The 15,576-nt window shown below is 37.0% G+C and carries 13 protein-coding genes and 1 pseudogene; 5 read left to right on the top strand and 9 right to left on the bottom strand.

Annotated elements, in window-relative coordinates:
- Positions 1-123 precede the first annotated feature (123 nt).
- A complete protein-coding gene (locus BTW01_RS04070) occupies positions 124-312 on the bottom strand; it encodes a hypothetical protein (RefSeq protein WP_162101756.1) in 189 nt (62 codons plus the stop codon).
- Positions 313-543: 231 nt separating this feature from the next.
- Between BTW01_RS04070 and BTW01_RS04065 the strand changes: the two genes are divergently transcribed.
- The 3 genes from BTW01_RS04065 to BTW01_RS04055 all read left to right on the top strand — a co-directional run bounded on the left by BTW01_RS04065 (position 544) and on the right by BTW01_RS04055 (position 2,114).
- Positions 544-978, top strand: coding sequence for an SRPBCC family protein (locus BTW01_RS04065; protein ID WP_162101755.1), 435 nt, complete (start codon positions 544-546; stop codon positions 976-978).
- A gap of 280 nt (positions 979-1,258) precedes the next feature.
- Entirely contained in the window at positions 1,259-1,468 is a 210-nt protein-coding gene (cotC, locus tag BTW01_RS04060; RefSeq protein ID WP_162101754.1) for a spore coat protein CotC, read from the top strand.
- A 433-nt stretch (positions 1,469-1,901) separates the two neighbouring features.
- On the top strand, positions 1,902-2,114 hold the full coding sequence (locus BTW01_RS04055; RefSeq protein WP_162101753.1) for a hypothetical protein: 213 nt from the start codon (positions 1,902-1,904) through the stop codon (positions 2,112-2,114).
- A 591-nt stretch (positions 2,115-2,705) separates the two neighbouring features.
- Here BTW01_RS04055 and BTW01_RS04050 read toward each other — a convergent pair.
- Positions 2,706-3,545, bottom strand: a complete 840-nt coding sequence (locus BTW01_RS04050) for a thymidylate synthase (protein ID WP_162101752.1) — start codon at positions 3,543-3,545, stop codon at positions 2,706-2,708.
- A 331-nt stretch (positions 3,546-3,876) separates the two neighbouring features.
- On the opposite strand from BTW01_RS04050, the gene BTW01_RS04045 reads away from it, so the two are divergent.
- Positions 3,877-4,494, top strand: coding sequence for a VanZ family protein (locus tag BTW01_RS04045; RefSeq protein ID WP_162101751.1), 618 nt, complete (start codon positions 3,877-3,879; stop codon positions 4,492-4,494).
- Positions 4,495-4,584: 90 nt separating this feature from the next.
- Here the strand turns inward: BTW01_RS04045 and dutA are convergent, their stop codons facing one another.
- The 4 genes from dutA to xylA all read right to left on the bottom strand — a co-directional run bounded on the left by dutA (position 4,585) and on the right by xylA (position 9,378).
- Entirely contained in the window at positions 4,585-5,019 is a 435-nt protein-coding gene (gene dutA / locus BTW01_RS04040) for a dUTP diphosphatase DutA (protein WP_162101750.1), read from the bottom strand.
- A 486-nt stretch (positions 5,020-5,505) separates the two neighbouring features.
- Positions 5,506-6,204 (bottom strand): glycoside hydrolase family 11 protein, encoded by a 699-nt coding sequence (locus BTW01_RS04035; RefSeq protein WP_162101749.1) that lies wholly within the window; start codon positions 6,202-6,204, stop codon positions 5,506-5,508.
- Between the two features lie 190 nt (positions 6,205-6,394).
- Positions 6,395-7,894 carry a xylulokinase gene (gene xylB / locus BTW01_RS04030; protein WP_162101748.1) on the bottom strand — a complete coding sequence of 500 codons (1,500 nt, stop codon included), beginning with the start codon at positions 7,892-7,894 and terminating at the stop codon, positions 6,395-6,397.
- A 149-nt stretch (positions 7,895-8,043) separates the two neighbouring features.
- Positions 8,044-9,378, bottom strand: coding sequence for a xylose isomerase (xylA, locus tag BTW01_RS04025; RefSeq protein WP_162101747.1), 1,335 nt, complete (start codon positions 9,376-9,378; stop codon positions 8,044-8,046).
- 252 nt (positions 9,379-9,630) lie between these two features.
- On the opposite strand from xylA, the gene BTW01_RS04020 reads away from it, so the two are divergent.
- On the top strand, positions 9,631-10,782 hold the full coding sequence (locus tag BTW01_RS04020; protein ID WP_162101746.1) for a xylose repressor: 1,152 nt from the start codon (positions 9,631-9,633) through the stop codon (positions 10,780-10,782).
- 87 nt (positions 10,783-10,869) lie between these two features.
- Here BTW01_RS04020 and xynB read toward each other — a convergent pair whose 3' ends face one another.
- From xynB to BTW01_RS18660, 3 genes and pseudogenes are all read right to left on the bottom strand, one after another.
- Complete coding sequence (xynB, locus tag BTW01_RS04015; RefSeq protein WP_162101745.1) at positions 10,870-12,471, bottom strand: xylan 1,4-beta-xylosidase; 1,602 nt, start codon at positions 12,469-12,471, stop codon at positions 10,870-10,872.
- Positions 12,472-12,507: 36 nt separating this feature from the next.
- Positions 12,508-13,902, bottom strand: coding sequence for an MFS transporter (locus BTW01_RS04010; RefSeq protein ID WP_162101744.1), 1,395 nt, complete (start codon positions 13,900-13,902; stop codon positions 12,508-12,510).
- Between the two features lie 955 nt (positions 13,903-14,857).
- Positions 14,858-15,022: pseudogene (locus BTW01_RS18660) on the bottom strand (hypothetical protein); the annotation flags it as partial.
- Between the last annotated feature and the right edge of the window lie 554 nt (positions 15,023-15,576).

Genomic DNA, 15,576 nt, shown 5'->3' with positions numbered 1-15,576 from the left:
ACCTGAAAATAAAATGTTGAAAAGCACGATCCCCTTTAGGTTAAAGAGACATTCCAATGGGGAAAGGCACTTAAAATCCGCAAAAACGCAGGAAGATAACATAAATAACGCACGCATATCCTGCTAAAATTCCAGCTTAAAGCTTTCTGTCTGATCTGACATCTCCACAGGTATTCCCATTATCGTTTTTGGTTTGGAAACATAAACAAAGCGCATTTCTTCCTTCAATTGCTGAAACGCTTTTTCACTGACGACAATTTTAGCCGGCTTTCCTGGACTGTTATCAATGGCTGCTTTGATTTTTCCTAGCATAAAACTACCTCCTCTTTTAGATTTTAAACTAAAAATATAACCTCCTGAAACAAAAACGAAATAGACACTTTATACTCTCTCATTGTATGTTTTTTCTGCAAGCCTCTTTCACAGGCCACACTTTAGCCAATATTCATCAACAGATTATAAATAAGGCGTGCTATGGACATGATTACATAATGTATTATATGATTCAAATGAAAAATAATCTTATGTCAAGAGGGAAACAAAATGGACCATAACAATGAAAATTCATTACCGGATATTACGAAAAGCATTACTCTTGAGGCACCTATTCAAAAAGTCTGGGAGACAGTCTCCACTTCAGAAGGCATTGCCAAGTGGTTTATGCCCAATGACTTTCAGTTGAAGGAAAGACAAGAATTCCACTTACAATCACCGTTTGGACCGTCTGCATGTAAAGTTTTGACTGTTCAAGCGCCCGATGAACTTTCTTTTGCATGGGATACAGCTGGATGGGTCGTTACCTTTCAATTAGAAGACTTGGGAGAAAAGACCAGGTTTACCCTTATTCACGGCGGCTGGAAGGAGCCAAATGACATTATCGGTAAAGCAAATGAGAAAAGCTCAGTCATTCATGAAAAGATGGATGGAGGCTGGACAGTCATTGTCAATGAACGCCTGCCAAAGGTTATTAAAGGATAGGGTGCTCTCTCTTTTGCATATTCACCTCTGCTGACCGCCTTATTTATGCTTGTGGTTTTTGATTTACCTGCGTAATCAGACATACAGCAGACAAACAGATATAAGATAGTTGATTTGAGCTGATGAATAATCGGCTCTTTGTTTTGACTTATTTTTGTATCATCTTTCTTTTTTCTATGATTTGGACAGCCCTTTTTTCCTTTAACGATATTAACTGTCCAAGCCGTATAATCTATTCGCCATATAATAAAGCGTATTAACAATAAAAGGAGGAGTAAATATGGGTTATTACAAAAAATATAAAGAAGAGTTTTATACGGTCAAAAAAACGTATTATAAGAAGTATTACGAATACGAGAAAAAAGACTATGATAAAAAACATGATGATTATGACAAAAAACATGACGACTATGATAAAAAATATTATGACCACGACAAAAAAGACTATGATTATGTTGTAGAGTATAAAAAGGAAAAGAAACATCACTAAACTCTATTTCCAGCTCCTCGTTTACAGTTTTCCCCCGGCAGATGCCGGGTTTTTTTAAGGTATGTTGATGTAAAATGAAAATTGCCTTACTAACTAAATCTTGCTGTGCATTGAAAATTTAGTACATAGTTTAGTTAGTTTATATTAATGTGATTAGCTTTTCAACATAATTTCCAATGTTAGCAGGTTTGTTTTCTTTCGGTGAGTGTTAAAGAGGGATTAAAAACATATTCATGGTCATCGGCAATGAGCCTAAGTATTTGTATCGCACTCGCGGTTGAAATTTCACAATATCTTTAGTATGATTTTAATTACTTATTCTTTTACTTCAATATAAATATATGAAAGCTTATCCTTGGCTTCTTTTTATAAATATAATTATCAGAATATTCTTTTTATAAAAAGCTATCATGTCATGTAGGGTGGAATTTGTATGAAATACGCAAAAACAAATCTTATCGGAATAATATTAGTAGTTATTGCTCTTCTAGTATCAATGTATTTTATGTTTAATACAAACGCCTTGATACCTGCTGGTTATGATTTAGCCATTCATGGAGTTGTGATATCTCGAACAATTATGATCGCTTTTACTTTGTATCTAGTTTCAAAATTAGGATATTTTCTTCTTAATAAAAAAGATTAGCTATTTAAGCTGATCTTTTTTATTAAGAACATATTCCCCGCGCCAGTCATCTTGATTTAGCTTTTCTCCACATTCTTTAACCTGCCCCCACAAAAGTCTCGCCCCTTAAGTCGATTCTTTATTTATGCTACAACCGACTAAAAGAAGTGACCCTTCTCTCCCAACCCCTAACAGCTTCTCTCGCCTTCTCAACACCTGATCACTTCAACCTTGTACTACCACAATTTTTCATGGTATGATTTTCTATTTAAATTTTATCCAGAGGTGTAACTGATTTGTGTAAAAATAACAACAAAAAAAAAGAAACGTTACTTAAATATCATCCTATTCTGTTTAATTGTTGGCCTTGTTCTTGATATCATTTTTTATTGTCATTATTTTCATTTGAAAAACTACTGAATAAATCAATCGCCGCAGAGTGAAGAGGGTCTTCTTCACCCTCATCCTAAATGGCCTGCGGCGTAGTTTTCATCTCTTAAGAGGAATTGTTCGTGTCATTCTCTCAGCAGCCCACCGCAATTCTTTACCTTCTTCAATCTGATATAACACCATCTTTCGATCATATCACCGTTTAATAAAAAAGAGGCAGCATTAAACCGCTACCTCAAATGAAAGCTTGTCCCCGTGTTTATAGCTGATTAACTTGAAATCATCTATGGTAAAGTCATAAAAATCTTTGACTTCAGGATTGATCCATAATTCAGGTGCTTCGAACTGTTCTCTTTCCATTTGAATTTTCAAGTTGTCTATATGACGTGTGTATACATGGCAATCCCCAATGTTAAAAATATATTCACCAAGCTCATAACCAGTAACCTGAGCTACCATGCGCTGCAACACATTATACTGGAATACATTGAATGGATTCCCCAAGGCCATGTCATTGCTTCGCGCTCTTACCTCGAGGTGGATCTTACCTTGCTTAACATACCATTGAGTTTCGTACACACATGGCGTTAAGGCCATTGAGTCTAATTCATCTGGATTCCACAGCATCGTAATGTGTCTCCGTGAAGATGGATTGTTCTTCAATTGATGTAGAAGATAATCAACCTGATCCATTTTTTCTCCATTAAGATTTCTGTTTTTCTTCCCCAGCTGAAATCCATATGCATGTCCAATGGTGCCATCTTCTTGTTTCCACTGATCCCAAATATGTACGCCCATCTTGTTTAATTCATTAACATCGTTCGATTTTAGCTGCCAAATCCAAAGCAATTCTTTAATGGCTGTTTTCCAAGCAACCTTTTTTGTCGTTAAAATCGGAACTTCCGAGTTGTCGAATCTCATTTGCTTACTGATGACACTTAGTGTGTGAGCCGGTGTTCCATCTGAGTCCCACTTCGTTCTTACATGAAATTCTTCGTCTGAGATTCCATTCGTCATAATGTCCTTTATAATTGAGTTGTATTGTTTATCGAATTGAGTCATAAAACCTTCCTTTATCCAATCTTTAATCTGAAATCTTTCTGTGCTTATTTTAACATTCTTATCTCCAATCTTGCTTACTATGATACATTAAATTTGCAGCAACCTTATAAGAAAATTCGAGCACTTTGAAGATTTTGTCGTTGTATTAATTGAAACTGATTAAGCCTTTTGTTCATTAAAATAGGGCTTATAAAGCTCTTTATTTGTTGGTAATGCTCTCTCTTTCCTCCTTATTCATTAATTTTTAAAAGTATTCTTTTATTGAAACCTGAGTCAACTTCTTTTCCCTATTTATGTTAAAATGAATTAAAAAGGAAATTATGGTGTATTTATGCTAGACTCAACTTCTCTCTTGCCGTACTTAATAGCTCTTTATTTTTGCTTTATATTTTATAGACTCATTAGACGAGTCCTTTACAAAAAAAGCCGGCTGCCCATCCATAAACATCTCGTTATCTTTTGTTTATTTGTTTACTTTTTCAACTTGATAAGTGTTACATTATTCCCTATGCCAATTGATGCTGATTTAATTAGGGATATGAAGTACGACACTTATATCCCATTTGTTTCAGGAAATAATTTTATCCCATTTCACTTTTTTGCAGACGTTTATCATGAAGGTTTACAATTTTATGTAATTAGATCTATTGGAGGAAATTTAATATTATTACTGCCTGTTGGCTTGTTGTTTCCTCTTTTATTTAAGAAATTAAATAATGCAAAAAGAATTTTGCTAATAGGTTTTTTCATATCTTTGTTTATTGAATTAACACAGCTTTCGTTTTCAGTGTATTTAGGTTCAGTTTACAGAAGCTTTGATGTAGATGATTTAATGCTTAATACCCTAGGTACTTTAATAGGGTATTGGTTCTTTTACATCTTAAGGAGATTTCATAAAAAATTGAGTTATCATATTAAGAATAACTCTTCATCAATAAACATTGAATAATTTTGATATTGTTTCATTTGATTATATATACCTTGGCTGTAATCTCCATTGTTCAGATCATACATCAAACAGCCAAGGTTTTATAATAGTTTATTTCGTTCCTGTTGAACCGAGCCCGCCCCTGTTTTCATTGTCCAAATGCTCAACTTCAACCAATTCTACTACTGGCATTTTCTTCATAATCCTAAACTGACAAATACGATCTCCCTTTTTAATTTCTGTATCACGTAATGCATAAGCAGGAAAGAACCAGAAATCGTTGTCACCCTTATATGACTCATCGATAACACCCATTGAATTTGTTTGAATCACACCAAAGTTCTTATATGTACTTGAACGCGGAACGACATGCGCTTCGTAACCTTCAGGAAGCTCCATTGCTACACCTAATGGGACAAGTTTGAATTCATCTTTTTTAATTGTTACATCTTTAGCTGCTCGAAGATCAATCCAATCTCCTTGCTCAATTTTGCTGATCCTTGTTTGTGTTTCATCTAGATATTTGATTTTAATTTGCATTGTCATTTGTATTGCTCCTTTAATATTTTTGAATGATCATTCAGCAAGACCCGCTCTTGTACTGTGTGCATCGGTTATAAATTGAACGTCTTCATAATCATACTTTAACGCATTGAAGGGGAACGTTTCAATGGCATTTTTGTTTTTTTACAGTAGATCAAGACACAGTTATGAGATGCTATCAAGAGGACAAGTTCGCAATTACGTCAACAAGCTCTTCAAATTTTGAAAACGAATTCCTCTTTTTATATCTCCCTGCTTAAACGTCTTCCTGATTTATGTAACAAGGAATCGACCGCATTGAGACGATTCCCTTTTTTAATTTTTGAAGATTAGTTCCATAAACAATTCCGCTCACAAATCATGTCCATATCGTTATAGCCAAATACCCCTGCACCTTAATGTGAGGGGTGTTTTCTGTGCACACAACATTTCGGGTTACAAGTGTTTTGACTGATACCAAATCAGGATTTAAATCAACACTGAAACAGATTATCTGCTTGTCCCGCTAATAGTCAGGATGTTAGACGTTACATCAGCGCTTCCATTACTTTGATATCCCTCTACAGTAAGCGCTGTCTCATACATCTTACCCATTGGCATTCCTAAGCTTTCCCACTTCTTGAAGTGTTCGCTGACAGATACAGTTCCGCTCGTTCGCTTATTCTGCCGGACACTCCAGTATTGTTTAAAGGTTGTGATACCTATAATGGAAGGTTGATTGATTCGCTCGGTCTCATAAATGTCATATGTGCCCCCATCAACAGTAATTGTCCCCTTAGGTGTTCCGGTCGGTCTATAGGTGCCCCAGTTATCGACAATGTAGTATTCAACGAGCGGGTCCTTCGTCCATCCATACACACAGAGATAGGAATTTCCGCCAGGATTGAAGGATGCGTTGTAATGAAATGATATGTTTCCTAGCTGTGAATGAGTTTTGGTTGAATCAAATTTCTTTCCTTTTCGGAATAACGCATTTCCAATGTTATTCCACTGGGCACTAAATGCGCCGCCGCTATTGAGCGTCATACTTGTGTTTCCATAATCCTTCCACAACTCATAGTCATAGCCATCTTGGGAGCCGGTTTGATTGGAGGTGATTGTAGTTGCCGCCTGTGCGGACCATGCAGGTAATATCAGCGCGAAACTAAATAAAACAGATAACAAACATTTCATTCTTTTTTGTTTCATTTGGCATTCCTCCTCTTTGATTAGATTGTGTCTTTGTCTTAAGGACTTACCGTAACGTTTATTCTCACCACCTTTCAAAATGACAGAAGGCAGCAGATTACATCCTTGTTATTTGATTGTTCCTGTAATCCCTAAGCCTTTAAAGGCCATTGATATAAGTAGCAGTTCATTTTCTTTTCGCCATTTATTATTAGCTTTTTCGAAAGCGTTTCAAATCTGCATTGAGATCCTTTGTCTGAGTGTAAATGTTCTTGTACAAATCGAATAGTGTTTTATACTTTTGAACATTTTGTTCCTTTGGATAAAATACAGCAGCCTCACGAATAAACTGCTCTGCACATTCATCAAGAGATTCAAACCAGCCGCTTCCAAAGGCAGCCAGCATAGCAGCACCCAAGGCTGGACCTTGTTCATTTTCTAACTTGATCACCTTCGTATTGAAAATATCAGCCTGCATCTGAAGCCACGTTTCATTTCTCGCTCCTCCGCCAATAGACACAACAGTATGAACTGACTTTCCCGCTTCACGTAATAACTCAATGGATTCATGTAAAGAGAATGTGACGCCTTCCATTACCGCCCGTAAAAAATGCTCTCTTGTGTGAGCCGCATCTATTCCGATCAAACTTCCTCGAATAGAAGAGTCAACATGCGGCGTTCTTTCACCAACTAAATAAGGAGTGTAAAGCAGTCCATATGCTCCTATCGGAATAGTCTCAACTCCCTGTAATAATTGCTCAAACGATTCGTTTGGTGCGAACGTTCTTTTAAACCAGTCCAAGCTGTATCCTGCAGCAAGCGTGACACCCATCGCATAAAAAGAGTCTTTTTTTCCATGATTAAAAAAGTGTACTTTCCCTTTAAAGTCTCTTTCTTTATTTTCTTCACAGGAAAGTATAACTCCTGATGTTCCAATACTGCATAATGTTTTTCCTGATGAAAGAATACCGGCTCCTATCGCACCGCAAGCATTATCTGCTCCACCAGCGTACACTTTTGTTTTTTCCAATAGCCCGGTCTTCTTCGCAACGTTTGGAAGCAGTGAGCCTACACAATCATGAGATTCAACAAGCGGGGGACAAATACTTGTAGAAATACCAAACTGCTCGCAAATCTCAGCGCTCCACTCCTTGCGGGTCATATGTAAAAGTGAAGTGCCTGCTGCATCAGAGTATTCGGTGTGAAGAGCACCAGTCATCCGGAATCTCACATAGTCTTTCGGAAGCAAAAAAACTGCGGATTTTTTAAAAAGTTCAGGTTCATGTTCCTTCAACCATAATATTTTCGGTAATGTAAACCCTTCCAGCACACGATTTTTCGTGATGGCAAGCAGATGATCGCCAAATGTTTCGGTTATCCTGATACATTGAGGCGTCGTTCTCGTATCATTCCAAAGAATGGCATGACGCAACACCTGCAGATCCTGGCCAAGCAGTACTAACCCATGCATTTGCCCTGAAAAGCTTATCCCGTCAATATCCTTAGGTTGAACGTTTGAGATAGAAACCAATTCAGCCAATGCACGTATGGTTTGCTGCACCCAATCTTCAGGGTTTTGTTCACTATATCCCGCCTTCTCTTGGATAAGCGGATAACGTTTGGACGTTTCTGCACAGACCTTTCCGTTTTGATTCACTAAAATGGTTTTAACAGCACTTGTTCCAAGATCAATTCCAATGACATACTTCACGTTTTCACTCCTCCTTTCTAAATAAATCCCCAATTATGCAAATGACCCGTCATAACACTAAGAAAAAGAAAAGAAATCATGACGGGTATTCAGCGATCACTTGGCTACGCCGCTATTTGCGTCAGGATCTGGCGCTTCTTTTTCATTTGTTATACTTCTAAAATATATTGGTTCAATATCGCTTTTAATCGTTCCTGCCTTCCAGATTCGTTTTTAATTGATTGATTATTGAGCGCATATTGCTCAAGTGTTTTGAAGTTAGCTCGCCCTTCAGTAATTTCGAGACCAATTCCTTCCGTATAGCTGCGGTAACGATGTTGAATCACATCTTCAAACACACGATCTTCAATCAATTTGTGGGCGACTTTCAATCCTTTTGCAAATGCATCCATCCCTGCAACGTGGGCATATATTAAGTCAACAGGCTCAAAAGAAGATCTTCTGACCTTCGCATCAAAGTTTAATCCGCCGCTTCCAAGACCGCCATTTTGCAGAATTTCATACATTGCTAATGTCGCAGAATATAAATCTGTCGGAAATTCATCCGTGTCCCAGCCCAAAAGAGGATCACCCTGATTCGCGTCAACAGAGCCAAGCAGGCCATGTACCCTTGCCATGCGTAATTCATGCTCGAATGTATGTCCGGCTAAGGTAGCATGATTCGCTTCAAGATTTAACTTAAAATGATGGTCTAAGCCGTATTGCTTTAAAAAGGCAATCGTTGTTGCTGCATCTGTATCATATTGATGAGTCGTTGGCTCTTTTGGTTTTGGTTCAATCAAAAATTGCCCTGTATATCCGATTTCCTTCGCATAATCCACTGCCATATGCATGAATCTCGCCAAATTATCAAGCTCCAATTTCAAATCGGTATTTAACAATGTATCGTATCCTTCACGGCCGCCCCAAAATACGTAATTCTCGGCACAAAGCTCTTTTGCTGTTTCTAACCCTTTTTTCACTTGTGCTGCAGCATATGCAAACACATCTGCATTGCAAGAAGTCGCGGCACCATGAACGAAACGGGGATTTGTAAACATGTTTGCGGTATTCCATAATAACTTTACGTTACTATTTTTCATGTAGTCTTTCATCATGCCCACAATCATATCCAGGTTTTGATTTGTCTCTTTTAACGTACTTCCTTCTGGTGCAATATCTCGGTCATGGAAAGCAAAAAATGGCGCATCTACTTTTTCAAACATCTCAAACGCTGCTTCTACCCTTGCCTTCGCTAGATCCATGCCTTTATAGTGATCCCATGGTCTTTGCATCGTAGCAGCCCCAAACATGTCTGTGCCGTCAGCGGTGAATGTATGCCAATAGGCAATCGAAAATCGCAAATGCTCTTTCATCGTTTTTTCGCCGATTACCTCTTTAGCATTATAATATTTAAATGCTAAAGGATTAGTGGAGCCTTTCCCTTCGTAAACCACTTTGTTTGCGCTTCCAAAACTAACTGAACCAGAATGAGATTGAACCATGTGATTTCCCCCTTAAAAAATAAATTGAAAACATGTTGATTCGAATTCCGCTGGACTGCAAACGGTTACAAGTTAGTTTGTCGTCTAAACAAACTAACTTATTTTCATCTTATATAACCTCTTCAGTATTTTCAATATTTTTTAGTTTTTTATGAACATATTAGATATAATAATGGCAAGATGAGCTATGAACGGTGTCTCATACTAAAAACTCAAACTAACATGAAAGACTATACAAATGGAGTGGATGAAGTGACTATCGCTGATCAAACCTTTGTCAAAAAAGTAAATCAAAAGTTATTATTAAAAGAAATTCTGAAGAATTCACCTATTTCAAGGGCAAAATTATCAGAAATGACTGGATTAAATAAATCAACTGTGTCCTCACAGGTCAACACGTTAATGAAAGAAAATCTTGTATTTGAAATTGGCCAGGGACAATCCAATGGCGGGAGAAGACCCGTCATGCTTGTTTTTAATAAAAAGGCTGGGTATTCTGTAGGAATAGATGTCGGTGTGGATTATATGAATGGCATTTTAACAGATCTTGAAGGCACGATTATTCTTGACCAACACCACCATTTAGAAAGCAATTCTCCAGAAACAACCAAAGACATGTTAATTGATATGATTCATCATTTTATTACGCATATGCCTCCATCTCCGTATGGGCTTATTGGTATTGGCATATGTGTTCCCGGACTTATTGATAAACATCAAAAGGTTGTTTTCGCTCCTAACTCCAACTGGAGAGATATTGACTTAAAATCTTTCATACACCAGAAGTTTAATGTGCCTGTTTATATTGAAAACGAAGCAAATGCTGGCGCATATGGAGAAAAAGTATATGGTGCTGCCCAAAAGTACGAGAACATTATTTATGCAAGCATCGGCACTGGAATAGGCATCGGCGTTATCATCAATCACCACTTATATAGAGGCGTAAGCGGATTCTCTGGAGAAATGGGACATATGACAATAGACTTTAACGGCCCTGCATGCAGTTGCGGAAACCGCGGCTGCTGGGAATTGTATGCTTCAGAGAAAGCTTTAATAAATTCTCTTCAAACGAAAGATAAAACAGTGTCCAATCAAGATATCATAGATCTCGCCCACCTGAATGATATTGGCACCTTACATGCTTTACAGAACTTTGGATTCTACTTAGGAATAGGCCTTACCAATATTCTAAATACGTTTAATCCACAAGCTGTTATTTTAAGAAACACCATAATTGAATCGCATCCAATGGTTTTACATTCAATTAGAAGTGAAGTTTCATCAAGGGTTTATTCCCAATTAGGCAATAGCTATGAATTATTGCCATCTTCCTTAGGGAAAAAAGCACCTGCATTAGGGATGTCATCCATTGTTATCGGACATTTTCTGGATATCGCTGTATGATTAAATTGTTATGATCAACACTCATCTTCAAAGATGAGTGTTTGACATTTTATTCAAAGCTTCTCCTATTTCTCTTTCTCGTGCTCATTATTTTTCTGTATAGCGAAAATATTTAAAGTCGGCCGGAATATGATGACCGCTGGTATCTTGGCATTGCATCCCTACAAAGGCTCCTGTAAAGAAACCGCCTCCTCGGATGTAATCATCTGATAATTTTTTTGATTCTAATGCTATATCAATATCGTGCCAATCTTCTTTATTAAAAGAATAGCGATAAAAATATGTTTCTTTTTCAATCTTTACTCTTATATATACATACTTTACTTCACTAGGGATTACAATTTTATTTTTTACTGGCTGTGAAAAAGAAAAGTTATCACATATTGTTAATTCAAGAATGCGTCCAAGTTCTTCATCATATGTGACTTGAAGAGCCGTCCAGTTCTCAGTATTGTAGTAGTTCACCAATCCAGCGGCTTGCTGAAAATTCTCCGGATAAAACTTAACAGCTGTTTCCGCTTCAAAATGGAAACTTTTCCAACGTCTAGCTACAAATGCCTGAGTAAATGTTGAGGTTAATGATTCATGACCGTATAGTCGTAAATGATTTGGCACTTGAGTCAATGAACCTAATTCTTTTGTAAACGGAATCCTTAATGTTTGAAAATGAATATTTAAGGTTGAATCATTGAATTCATCAACTTCCGGATAGGTTGCAGGAAATATTTTTTCAGATATAGCAGGTGCTTCCACCTCTAAGCTTCCTTCTTTTCCGCCTGCTACGTAAGGCCATTCATCTTTCCAATAAAGTTTTTGAATCGCTGTTTCTCTGCCCAAAGGACAGTATCCTCTCTGCTGAAAAATTGAATCATCGTCTGGATGAATAGGACGTCCCGTTAAATGAGCTAAATACCACTCATCAGTATGTGTTTGCACAATGGATGCATGTCCGCATTTTTGCAGTGGATTTCCTGGATCATGCCATGACGTTAAGAGCGGGTTATCAGGATGAACTTCATAAGGCCCTTCAATAGTTGCAGAACGGGCAATTGTCGCAGCATGCTCGAACCGTGTTCCTCCTTCTGCGGTTAATAAATAATAATAGTTCCCGATATGATAAAGGTGAGGAGCTTCTGTCAGCTTTCTATCCGTTCCTTTAAAGATCACTTTCGGTTTACCGATTAGTTTTTGCTCCTCATCAGAATATTCCTGTATGACAATGCCTCCGAATGAGTGCCGATCAATACGCTGATCCCACAACATATTTAATAAATATTTTTTCCCATCCGTATCATGGAACAATGAAGCATCAAATCCCGAGCTGTTTAATGTAATTGGCTCACCCCAATCACCAGTAACCGTTTCACAAGTTACTACATAATTGTGACAATCTTTCCAAGCACCGTCTACTACTTTAACATCCGTATAAACAAGCCAAAACTTCCCATCACTATAACTTAAACATGGTGCCCAAACTCCGCCTGAATTAGGGTTTCCTTTCATATCTAATTGTGAAACTCTCTGTAATGGATGTGCAACTAATTGCCAGTTCACTAAATCTTTTGAATGGTGGATTTGAACGCCTGGAAACCACTCAAATGTAGATACAGCGATATAATAATCCTCTCCTACCCTGCAAATGCTTGGATCAGGGTTGAACCCTTTTAATACCGGATTTTTAATCTTCATAAAAACTCCTCCTCAGCTTATGTCACGTATCAATTTTTAAGCCTTGAATTCATCGATATTATCCAAATAAACTTTATCTCTATTCTCTAATTCTCTTACCATGTTTTTATATTGTTTCTCATCTAAATTATAGAAATGAATATCCACCATCGCTAGAATCAGTAAGAACACAGGAATAATAGTTGTTGTAATTAAAATTCCCGTTAATGCCTCTGGCGTTTGCACCTGATTTGCCACATATCCAAACTTATCTAGGACCAGTCCTGGTACGACCCCTCCTAAGGCCATGCCGAATTTAAAGAAAAATCCGATAATAGCATATATAAGCCCTCCCATTCTTTTTCCGGTCTTATATTCTCCATATTCTATTGTTTCAGGAATGAGCGCCCACATATATCCTCCGGCAGTCAGACTTCCAGCAGCAGCAATTAACCGAAAAGAGAGGATAAGGAATACATTACTTGGGGGAACAAACAGTAAAGCTAAGAGACCGATTATATTCAGTAATAATGCATAGTTTAGTAATTTTTTCTTCCCCAATAATTGATGAAGCTTCGGAATAAAAGGTAGAATGACCAAAGCAGGCAAACTTCCTAACAGCCCATACCATTTCACTAAATCCGGCCTGTCTAAGTTATACGTTACATAATAGATGCCAACCGAATTACTGATTGAATTCACTCCAAAAATAATAATAAAGAAAATACTTAATACAACAAGCGGACGATTAATACGGAACTGCTCAAATATATCCAAAAATTTAATTTTCTCTTCAGATTTTTGAAGAGTGACGCGCTCTTTTGTGCTTTTAAAACAAAAGATTAAAAGGCATCCGCCTATGAATCCCATAATTGCCATGGTTAGCTGCCAGCCAAGAGATTCGTTGCCGGAGGTATCACTTAAATAAGCAGCAAGTAAGGGAACAAAAAATGCAACGACAAGTCCCCCAAGATTCGCAAACAACATACGAACTGATGTTATACTAACCACTTCTTGATTATTTCTAGTCATGGCAGAAGTTAACGCGCCGTATGGAACGTTTATCGTTGTGTATGTAAGCGACAAGCCAACATAGGTGATATAGGCATATATTAATTTTCCCATATCCGAAAAATCAGGGGTTGTAAAACAGAGTATTGCCAGTACGACAAATGGAAAAGCTCCGAATAAAAGATACGGCCTAAAGCGTCCAAATCTGCTATTCGTTCTGTCGACTATTGTGCCAATGAAAGGATCAGCGAGAGCGTCGATGATTCTAACCACTAAGAACATAGTTCCAGCTGTTGCTGCCGATAAACCAAACACATCTGTATAGAAAAACAAAAGATAAGTGGACACCGTTGCATAAATTAAATTACATGCAAAATCTCCAGATGCATATCCAACTTTTTCAGCCATTCTGATCTTCTTCACAGTTTTTTCACTGGGCATGATTTTCCCTCCCTTTTTGGATGAATACGAAACAGTATGGCGAATGAACGGTCGTAAAAGCGCTTTCAAAACAGCAAAAAATAATACCGCTTACTTTCTCGGCGCATTTTCTCCATATAAGCGGTTATCAGCAAGCAGAAGCGCACCTTATATACTTAGAAAAAGACAACAGTACTGGTTTCCTTCCCGTTACAACGAGCCTCATCCCCCCCTTCCATCCTTATTTAGCAAGAACCTTATCTTGGGACATATTAGTTTGTCGACTAAACAAACTAACTTGACTTCATATTATTAAATCCTTTCCGGTTTTTCAACGTTTTTTTCTGAAAAATAAAAACTCCTAAGACAGATATTGATTGATGCCTTCATTTTATATTTCGTTTCTCAAACTTAAGAAAGATCGCGTATCAATGTAGTATCAGATGAGATGCTACATTGAAGAATTTGAAAACATGACTTGGCTAAATGCGATTTCAAACTCCATTAAACTGACGGTCGCGTTTCAACATTTATAAATCCACACTGCGAATGATTTATGTGATTTTCTCGCTTGTTCACTTATTTTATATCAGTAGGAAAGGTTCCTCTCCTACCACACGCCCGCTTCTAATGTTCTTCAGTCCGTTTATGAAATACACGAACGATGATTGCCACAACGAACAATAATACGAACAATCCAAAAGCCATTGACCCATTTTTTAAGATCATCCCAAAAAACAATAATGCGAAACCTGACAAAACAAATAGTATTTTACTTAGAATATTGATCATTTACATTTCCCCACCATCAAAGAATATATTAATGTCAATCATACCTGCAGTATTCACACAAGCATAGCTAGCTGTACCTACTTGAACCCTGCCTTGAATGGCTAACTAGAGTGATGATTTTTCTGTTTTGTGAAATATAAAAAGCCAGAAAGTATAGAAGGAACTCTCTAGTCTATTAACTAATCTACCAGCTATAATATATAAAATTAATACCAAAATGAATAATAAACATTAATTCTGAATTCCTATAGTTATCTAATAAGGACTTGTTATAAACCTTAAGGTAATCATCAACAGTTAGCAAATGATATGCCGCCCCGTCAACTTCAAAAACCTCAAGGTTATTATAGCAGTTACCTTTTCAAGTCAAAGAGCCGGATAATAACGGAACAATGTCTAACTCCTTAGATTTTTGGCTATTTCTATAAATTCATTATAAAATCCATTTTATCCTACCTCATTATATATATAGATAGTCAGTTCATGCTTGTCTCAAGTCACGCAAAATGGTCATTGGAGTTTCTAAGGCCTTAATAATTTTTAGTATTTAATTGCTTTATCTTGTTCTGCAGAAAATAATGTTTGACATTTTTCTAATCCCCTTTTGCCTCACGTTTTCATACACACTAAATTGGGTAAAACTTTGCAGAGGTGATTTCTTTGATTCATGATCGTAAAGATACTCATTACGCTTCATTTCTTTTTTCAACCATCGTGATATTGCTGGCCGCCATCTTTCCTCAATACACGCCTTGGTTTGTAACAGCTTTCTTTCTAGGTTTTGCACTTATCTATACATTCCAAAAACATAAAACACGTTCGTCAAAAGCACTTTCTTATACATCGTATTTTTTGTTCATTGTTTCATTTACTTACTCTTTAGTTAATATGTAATCATAAGCC

The organism is Bacillus sp. SKDU12 (assembly GCF_010093085.1).
GTDB lineage: Bacteria > Bacillota > Bacilli > Bacillales > Bacillaceae > Bacillus > Bacillus mexicanus.
This window is presented reverse-complemented; position numbering and strand designations above follow the sequence as displayed.

What these genes read in the sequence shown, in the direction of transcription:
- BTW01_RS04065 (WP_162101755.1), top strand. Translation starts at nt 544, where the DNA reads ATGGACCATAACAATGAAAATTCATTACCGGATATTACGAAAAGCATT.
- xynB (WP_162101745.1), bottom strand. Translation starts at nt 12,471, where the DNA reads ATGAAGATTAAAAATCCGGTATTAAAAGGGTTCAACCCTGATCCAAGC.
- BTW01_RS04045 (WP_162101751.1), top strand. Translation starts at nt 3,877, where the DNA reads ATGCTAGACTCAACTTCTCTCTTGCCGTACTTAATAGCTCTTTATTTT.
- BTW01_RS04070 (WP_162101756.1), bottom strand. Translation starts at nt 312, where the DNA reads ATGCTAGGAAAAATCAAAGCAGCCATTGATAACAGTCCAGGAAAGCCG.
- xylA (WP_162101747.1), bottom strand. Translation starts at nt 9,378, where the DNA reads ATGGTTCAATCTCATTCTGGTTCAGTTAGTTTTGGAAGCGCAAACAAA.
- BTW01_RS04055 (WP_162101753.1), top strand. Translation starts at nt 1,902, where the DNA reads ATGAAATACGCAAAAACAAATCTTATCGGAATAATATTAGTAGTTATT.
- BTW01_RS04050 (WP_162101752.1), bottom strand. Translation starts at nt 3,545, where the DNA reads ATGACTCAATTCGATAAACAATACAACTCAATTATAAAGGACATTATG.
- dutA (WP_162101750.1), bottom strand. Translation starts at nt 5,019, where the DNA reads ATGACAATGCAAATTAAAATCAAATATCTAGATGAAACACAAACAAGG.
- cotC (WP_162101754.1), top strand. Translation starts at nt 1,259, where the DNA reads ATGGGTTATTACAAAAAATATAAAGAAGAGTTTTATACGGTCAAAAAA.
- BTW01_RS04010 (WP_162101744.1), bottom strand. Translation starts at nt 13,902, where the DNA reads ATGCCCAGTGAAAAAACTGTGAAGAAGATCAGAATGGCTGAAAAAGTT.
- BTW01_RS04035 (WP_162101749.1), bottom strand. Translation starts at nt 6,204, where the DNA reads ATGAAACAAAAAAGAATGAAATGTTTGTTATCTGTTTTATTTAGTTTC.